At 62.6% G+C, this 7951-nt stretch carries 2 protein-coding genes; both read right to left on the bottom strand.

The window, feature by feature from the left end:
• The coding region (locus tag MOV74_RS25245) for a condensation domain-containing protein (RefSeq protein WP_246928861.1) at positions 1-744 on the bottom strand (744 nt) is incomplete at its 3' end.
• Between the two features lie 20 nt (positions 745-764).
• Positions 765-7811, bottom strand: coding sequence for a non-ribosomal peptide synthetase (locus MOV74_RS25240; protein ID WP_246928860.1), 7047 nt, complete (start codon positions 7809-7811; stop codon positions 765-767).
• Between the last annotated feature and the right edge of the window lie 140 nt (positions 7812-7951).

Raw genomic sequence — 7951 nt, 5'->3', positions numbered from 1 at the left:
CGGCCGGTCGGTCGGAAGATCGAGCATCGCCGGCACGCCGGAGAAGCGCGACCGCCAATAGGACAATTGGCGCTCCAGCACGGCGCCCTGCAGGCGCTGGCGCTGCCAGATCGCATAATCCGCATATTGAATCGGAAGGGGCGGCAGGGAGGGCTTCTCGCCTTGCGCGTAGGCCGAATAGAGCGTGCTGAGCTCGCTGATCAGTATCCCCAGCGACCAGCCGTCGAAGATCATGTGGTGCAGCACCAGCAGCAGTGCATGCTCCTGCTCAGACAGTTTCAGCAGGGCGCTGCGAAAGAGAGGCGCAGTGGCCAGATCGAAGGGAGTCCGCGTCAAATCCGCCAGCTGGCGGCGGAACTCCGCTGATTGATCCTCACCAGCCAGCGCCGACAGATCGGTCAGAATCAGATCAATCCTGATATCGGCTTCGACGAACTGAGCGGGCGCCCCATTCTCCAGCCCCGCTCGCGTCCGGAGCGTCTCGTGACGGCGGACCAGCTCGCTCAAACTGCGTTCGAGCGCGTCGAGATTCAGCTCGCCCTTGAACCGGAGAGAGGCCGGAATGTTGTACTCGCTTCCCCCAGGCTGAATTTGATCGAGCACCCACAACCGCTCCTGGGTGAAGGACAACGGAACCGGATCCGCATGATCGCGCGGGCGCAACTGCGGCTCGGCGCTTGCAACACCCGCATTCATCAGAAGAGCCAGAAGCTCCGCCCGCTCGATCTCCAGCGTCTCCGCCACGCCGCCCTCGTATCCCATCGCTATCCACCCACCTTCATGCGCTCCAATGCCGCCTTGATCTCCTCGGGCGACATCGACGCGATCTGCGCCCGCAGATCAGACTCGCGATCCGCCTGAGGCGTGTTCGCTTGCTTCTCGACCTTCAACGCGAGGTCAGCGATCGTCGGTGCTTCGAACACCACCCGCAGCGCCAATTCGATGCCGAATGTCTCGCGCACGCGAGCCATCATACGCGTCGCCAGCAACGAGTGGCCGCCGAGCTCGAAGAAATTGTCGTGCACTCCGACCTTCTCCAGCCGCAGCACCTCGCACCAGATGCCCACCAGTCCTCCCTCCGTTGATGTACGAGGCGCCTGATAGACGACTGCAGCCTTCCGGCCCGGGCGTATTGCCGGGGTACGCAAGGCGGTCACGATCTCACCGACCGTCCGCAACTCCGCGGCGACGAGTCGGCCGAAGCGGTGGCTCGCAACCTTGAAGTCCAACTGGGTCGAGGGCTGCGTAGCTTCACGCTGTTCCGGAATGACATCAGGAACGGCTTCCGCCAACTCCATCGTGCCGGCTTCCCTGCGGCGCTGAAGCGCCGCGGCGAGATCGGACAGAGAGAAAAGACATGTCGCATTCAGCTCGGGAGATGCGCCGACGAGCCGGCAGAGCTCACGCAGGAAAGCTTGCGCTGGCATGTTTCGTGGCGTCGGCCGGAAATCGAAGCTCAACCGATCACCGCCGGCCTTCCGCGCTTCCTCGACCAGCCGCTCGACGATCCTGAATTCCACATCGCGCCCGAGCACACGACAACTGAGCGCGAACAGCTCGACCCGCCAGACTTCCGCCGACCGGTCGAGAACCAGCAGGCCCGACTTACCGTAGTCGCCAAATCTGTCGCTGACGTCGATGATGAAGCTGAGCCTGGCTGGCGACCCGATAATGGCCCTGACGTCGCCATCGCCAAGCTTCAGCCCCGTCGTGTTGAACTGAGTCGTCCGCTCCGTGATCTGGACCACGCGGTCGACGTCCTTCGCCTCAGCCATCTGGGGAATGATCTTGAGCTCAAGCCCCCTGATGAACTCCTGCAGCGATGGCGAATGCCGGCGCTCGTCGTGCCGCAGCCGCTCCTCGCGATAGCGTCGCGTCCGTTGCCGATCCTCCGAAGTCGCTCCCGCCCCGTCGAACATCCAAAGACGATCGAGCAGATTGGCGATTTCGACGTCTGACGACGGCAGCGCAATTGTCAAAACGTCAGGCTGCTCGGCCTCCATGCGCGCGCATTCGATTGGATCATCGTCAAGGAACACGAAGCTGTTCAGCGCGAGATCCAGCTCCTTCGCCAGCTCCGCGATGGCCGCAGGCTTCGGACCCCAACCGATCCGGTGTGACGTGATGTCGTCGAGCGAGAGGACCATGTCTGGATTGGCTCGGAAGACCTCGAGCGCGTCTGCCTCGTTGTTTCGACTGCAAAGACAGACCAGAACGCCCTTCCCCGACAATTGAATCAGATACTCCTGTAACAGTCGGCGTCCATGCGTGATCGTCACGCCGTGCGGACCGTCCTCACCGCAGATGCCCTTCCAAAGCGTATTGTCACAGTCGACGACGATCACTTTGTAGATGTGCCGATTCACCTCGAGCAGAGTGCGAACCGCGCTGGTGGCCGCGGAGGCGAAGAACGGCGGGCTGTAAGGAATGCTGGCGACCTTGTCGAGGTAGCTGTCGTGTACGGTCGCCAGCTTGAGTGCTTTTGCGGTGTCATCAAGGGACAGCAACCTGACCTGAGGAATGGCGCGGCATGCATCGACCAGCCGCTGCTCGATGACCTCCAAGCGCAGCGCATCCTTGCGACTTGCGAGCACGTCGGGCGAAGCCGGACAGACGCCGACCAGACAATAGCCCTTGCCGGCGGCCGCCGCATCGCGAAGCAGCGTGACGAACTCCTCGGCATTGCGCTCGATGGCCTTGATATCGAGCGTTTCGCGCTGATCGTCGTCCGCTTGCGACGCAATCCGCCGGCCCCAATCTTCCAACCTCAGGAGGATCAGATGGACCTGTCGCGGATCCATGCTGAGCGGCCGCTCCGCCAGCAGGCTCTGCAGAATCTGGTTATATCCTGTGGTCTTGATCCGCGCCGTGAGCCCCATTCGTTCCATCCAGAGCCACAGCGGGTCCACGATCGGATCTGCCGTGAAGGTGCTGGAGATCGCGATTTCGATCGCGGGCGGCGACAGCAGGGCGCCGATCTCGCTCAATTGCTTCTTCGGAGCGCCGACGATCGTTTCGAGTGCGAGCGTGTATTGCCGCAGCAACGCGTCCATCGTCGCCCGATTGAACAGCGCCGTCGAATACTCGAACCACCCAAACAGAGCGCCATCCGCCGTTTGATAGAGAAACAGGGAGAGGTCGAACTTGGACGTCGTCCCCTCTCCGAGCACCCATTGCCAGTTCAGACCAGGCAGCTTCGGCGAACCTCCCGGCATGTTCTGGAGCGCGAACATCACCTGGAACAGCGGCTGGCGCGACAGGTCGCGATCCGGCTGAAGCTCCTGCACCAACCGCTCGAATGGAAAGTCCTGGTGCTCGTAGGCCTCCAGCGACACTTTCTTGATCCGATCGATCAATTCGTCGAACGAAGGATCGCCCGACAGATCAGTCCGCAGCGCAAGCGTGTTGACGAAGAAGCCGAGAAGCCCCTCGAGCTCCTGTCGGGTGCGCCCTGCGATCGGCGTGCCGACGACAATGTCGTCCTGACCGGACCAGCGGGACAGCACGACCTTGAACGCCGCCAGCAAGATCATGAACAGCGTGGCACGCTGCTCGCGTGCCAGCGCATCCAGCGAATGGCTGAGTGCTGATGGCAGCGCGAATTGAAGTGTTGCTCCCTGAAAACTCTGGACTGGCGGACGCGCGCGATCCGCTGGCAGCTCGATCGCCGCAGGGGCGCCCGCGAGCTGCGCGCGCCAATAGTCCAGACGCCGTTGGAGATTTTCTCCTTGAAGCCAATCCCGCTGCCAGCAAGCATAGTCGGCATATTGCAGTCTTGGTTCCGGCAGGGGCGAATCCCCGCCCGACGCGTAAGCGCCGTATAGCCGCGTCAATTCACCGATCAAGACACCGCGAGACCAGCCGTCGGAGATGATGTGATGCAGCACCAGCACGACGGCGTGCTGGTCTTCTCCCAGTTTCACCAGCGTAGCGCGCAGAAGAGAGCCGGCAGCAAGATCGAACGGCAGCGCGGTTAGCTCGTCGACCCTTCGCTTCAACTCCTCCTCGCGCTCGGCTGGCTGCAATCCAGACAAATCCTCCACAGCCAGCGGTACCTCCAACGCGTCGTCGATCACCTGGACCGGGTTTCCGTCCCGCACCTCGAAATGGGTTCGCAGCACTTCGTGCCGCCGCACGATCTCGCCCAGGCTCCGCTTCAGGGCGTCCATGTCGAGCACACCGCTCAGCCGGAACGCGATCGAGATGTTGTATTCGCTCCCTCCCGGCTGAAGCTGGTCCAGAATCCAGAGCCGCTCCTGCGCGAAGGACAGCGGGACTGCGGCGCCCCCTTTTCGCTCTTGCGCGACCAGCGCGGGTAGCGACCAACGTCCCTCGCCTTCCAGGCGGTCGATCCGCTCTGCGAGCTCATGCAACACCGGCGCCTCGAAGATTGCGCGCACGGGGAGCTCGACGGCAAAGCGGTCCCGAACACGCGCGATAACTCGCGTCGCGAGCAGCGAGTGCCCGCCCAACTCGAAGAAGTCGTCTAAAATGCCGACACGCTTCTGCTGCAGCACTTCGGCCCAGATTGCGGCGAGCGTCTCCTCCGTCGGGGTCCGCGGCGGGACGCACTCGACAGCCGCCTGGACCTCGTCACCGACCGTGGGCAAGGCCTGGCGATCGACCTTGCCATGCGCAGTGCGCGGCAACGCGTCCAGCACCACGATCGCGGACGGCAGCATGTGTTCGGGCAGCGTGCCCTTGAGGAATCCGCGAAGCCCGGCGACATCGATTGTCTGTCCGCTTTCCGGAACCGCGTATGCGACGAGCTTCCGTTCGGTCAGTGCGGCGCCCTTCGGCAGCACGATCGCCTGGCGCACAGCCGGATGGCTCAGCAGCGCCGCTTCGATCTCGCCGAGCTCGACGCGGAAGCCGCGGATCTTGAGTTGATTGTCCTGTCGTCCGAGATACTGGACCGTCCCGTCCGGCTGGAGCCGCCCGAGATCGTTGGTGCAATAGAGCCGTGCACCGTCGCCGAACGGATTGGGCACGAACTTGCTGGCGGTCAGTGCGGCGCGCCTGAGATAGCCACGTGTCAGATTGTCACCGCCGACATAGATCTCGCCGACCACTCCCGGTGGGACCGGATTCAACTCGCGATCGAGAACATAGACCTGGCAGTTCGGCAGGGGCTTGCCCAGCGGAACGTTGGGGATATCGGTCGAAAGGTCGGAGGTGATCGGATAAGTCAGCACGCCGATCGTCGTCTCCGTCGCGCCGAAATGATTGAAGATGCGAGAGCGGGGGTTGAGCGCTGCGGTCTTCTTCATCCAGCTCGTCGGCGACGGTTCGCCGGCAACGATCACGAGGACCGGGAGCAGTTCCTGCGGCCGCGCACTTTCAGCGATCAGCGCCGCAAGGTGTGAGGGCGCTATCTTGAGGCTGTCGATATCATTCTCGACGAAATATCGTCTACATGCTTCGGCATCGAGCGCGCGATCGCGACTTATGATGTGAAGCGTCGCCCCGGACAATAGCGCCGGGTAAAGGACCGAGATGACCGAGCCGACCGTGAGCGACTGCACCATCGCCATGTTGCGCAGACCGTCGAAAGGAAGCCGGTGCTTCACTCCGAAGGTGTAGTTCACGGACTGACGATGCTCGTTCATCACCCCCTTCGGCTTGCCGGTCGAACCGGACGTGTAGATGACGTACGCGAGATTGTGCGGGTGAGCGAGATTGACGGGCGCGGTGAGGGGATGTTCGTCGATCAGGGTTGAATCGGCGTCGAGCCTTACGCGGCGCACGTCGACGGAGCCGAGCGAACTCTCCACGTTCGCCTGCGTGACCACGAGCGACGCGCCGGCATCATCCAGCATGTAGGCAGTTCGTTCGACCGGATAAGCTGGATCCAGCGGCAAATAGGCTCCGCCGGCCTTGAGAATTCCGAGCAGTCCGACGATCATGTCGATGGTGCGATCGATGCATATTCCGACGACGCTCTCCGGCCCGACGTCGAGACCACGCAGATGATGGGCCAGGCGGTTAGACCGCTCGTCGAGCTCCCGGTAGCTCAATCTGCTGTGCTCGGAGACCAGCGCGATCGCGTCCGGCGTCCTCGCGGCCTGCTCCATGAACAATTCATGTAGCGTCTTGTCCACGGGAAAGTCCATCGAGGTCTGGTTCCAATCATCGATGAGCTTGGACTGCTCCGAACGGTCAAGCAGCGGCAGCTCCCAGATCGGCTTGTTCGGATCGCGGACAATGCCCTCCAGCAGACTGCAATAATGCTGGAGAAGCTGTTCGATCGTCGCACTCTCGAACAGGTCTACATTGTAGACGGCGAACAGCTTCAATCCGCCGACGTTCCTGAAATACAAGGTCAGGTCGAACTTTGCTTCATTGCCGCCCATGACCGCCAGCGGGCTGCGTTCAGGCGGCCCTTTATGAGGCGCGACGGCCATCGGCTCGTGCGGGAGCTTGGCTGCGGCGACGGGCACGGCAAGCGGGGGCCGATGTTCGGGCGCTGGTGCTGCGTGGCTTGTGGGCGTTGTGGTTTGGCGTCCCCGACCGGCGCTCTCGACTGGCTTTGCGCGCCGCGCTTCGAAGTCCAGCGCGTTAAACAAGACCTGGAAGATCGGATGACGGGAAAGATCGCGCGCGGGCTGCAATGCCTCCACGATCTTCTCGAAGGGGACATCTTGATGATCGTATGCGCCCAGCGCAACGTCCTTTACGCGGCCGACCAGTTCGCGGAAGGTCGGATTTCCCGACAGGTCCGTCCGCAGCACCAATGTGTTGACGAAGAACCCGATCAATCCCTCAAGCGATTGCGCGTTGCGGCCGGCCATGGGGCTGCCGACAACGACATCCTCCTGACCTGACCAGCGTGCGAGCAGAAGCTGGAATGCCGCCAGCATCACCATGAACAGCGTCGTGCCTTCCGCGCGGGCGAGATTTTCCAGCGAGGCAAGCAGCTCGGGCGGCAGCACGATGTGCACGCCTGCACCTTTGAAGCTCTGCACTGGCGGACGTATGCGGTCCGTCGGCAGTTGCAGGACGGACGCTCCCGCGAGCGTTTTGCGCCAATATTCGAGCTGCTGTTCCAGCGCGTTGCCCTGCAATCGCTTCCGCTGCCAGCGGGCATAGTCGGCGTACTGCACGGGCAGTTCGGGCAACGGTGACGGCTTCTTGTCCAGGAATGCCCTGTAGAGCGTGTCCAACTCGGTATTGAGAATGCGAACCGACCACCCGTCGCAAAGGATGTGATGAATGACGACAAGAATGAGATGATCGTCGGCCGCAAGCTCGAAGACTCGGACACGAAACAGCGGTCCGCGCTCGAGGTCGAACGGCTTCGCCCCTTCCTCGTGGGCGCGGCGGCGTCCCTCCTCTTCCCCGACGCCTTGCAGATCCTCGCGCTCGAGTTTGAACAGACCGGGAGGGTCGATAACCTGCCTCGCTTCGCCGGACTCATTTTCGAAGCGCGTGCGCAACACCTCGTGACGCCGCACGACCTCGGCGGCCGCCTGCTCGAAAGCCGCGTGATCGAACCCGCCGCGAGACCTGCTGATGGCGATCATGTTGTATTCAGAGCCGCCGGGCTGGAGCTGATCGAGGAACCAGAGGCGCTCCTGCGCAAAGGAAAGCGGCAGCACGTCGGGCCGCGGCGAGTTGACGAATTGGAGGAATTCACCGGCAGTGTCGCTCTTCCGAAGATGTTCGGCGAGTTCGGAACGCCGCTCGTTGATCTTGGTCTTGAGCGCGATATCCAGCGCGCCACGGGGCGCGCGGATCGTCAGCTCATTGCCGACGAGATGAAGCTTGGCACCGGTCTTGTGGACTTCGTCGAGCAGCTCGATCACAGACATGACACATCCCATCAAATAACGTTAGACGTTGATCACTTCCTCTTCCCAATCGTCGGGCAGGATCCGCTGCGCGAGATCGGCGAGGACCGGCGTCTCGAACAGGGCGCGGAGCGGGAGGTCGACGCCGAGGCGGTCGCGCA

Origin of the sequence: Bradyrhizobium sp. SHOUNA76, from assembly GCF_023006445.1 — a bacterium.
Lineage (GTDB): Bacteria > Pseudomonadota > Alphaproteobacteria > Rhizobiales > Xanthobacteraceae > Bradyrhizobium.
Note: the sequence above shows the minus strand (reverse complement) of the source record. Positions and strands in the feature narration are given on the sequence as shown.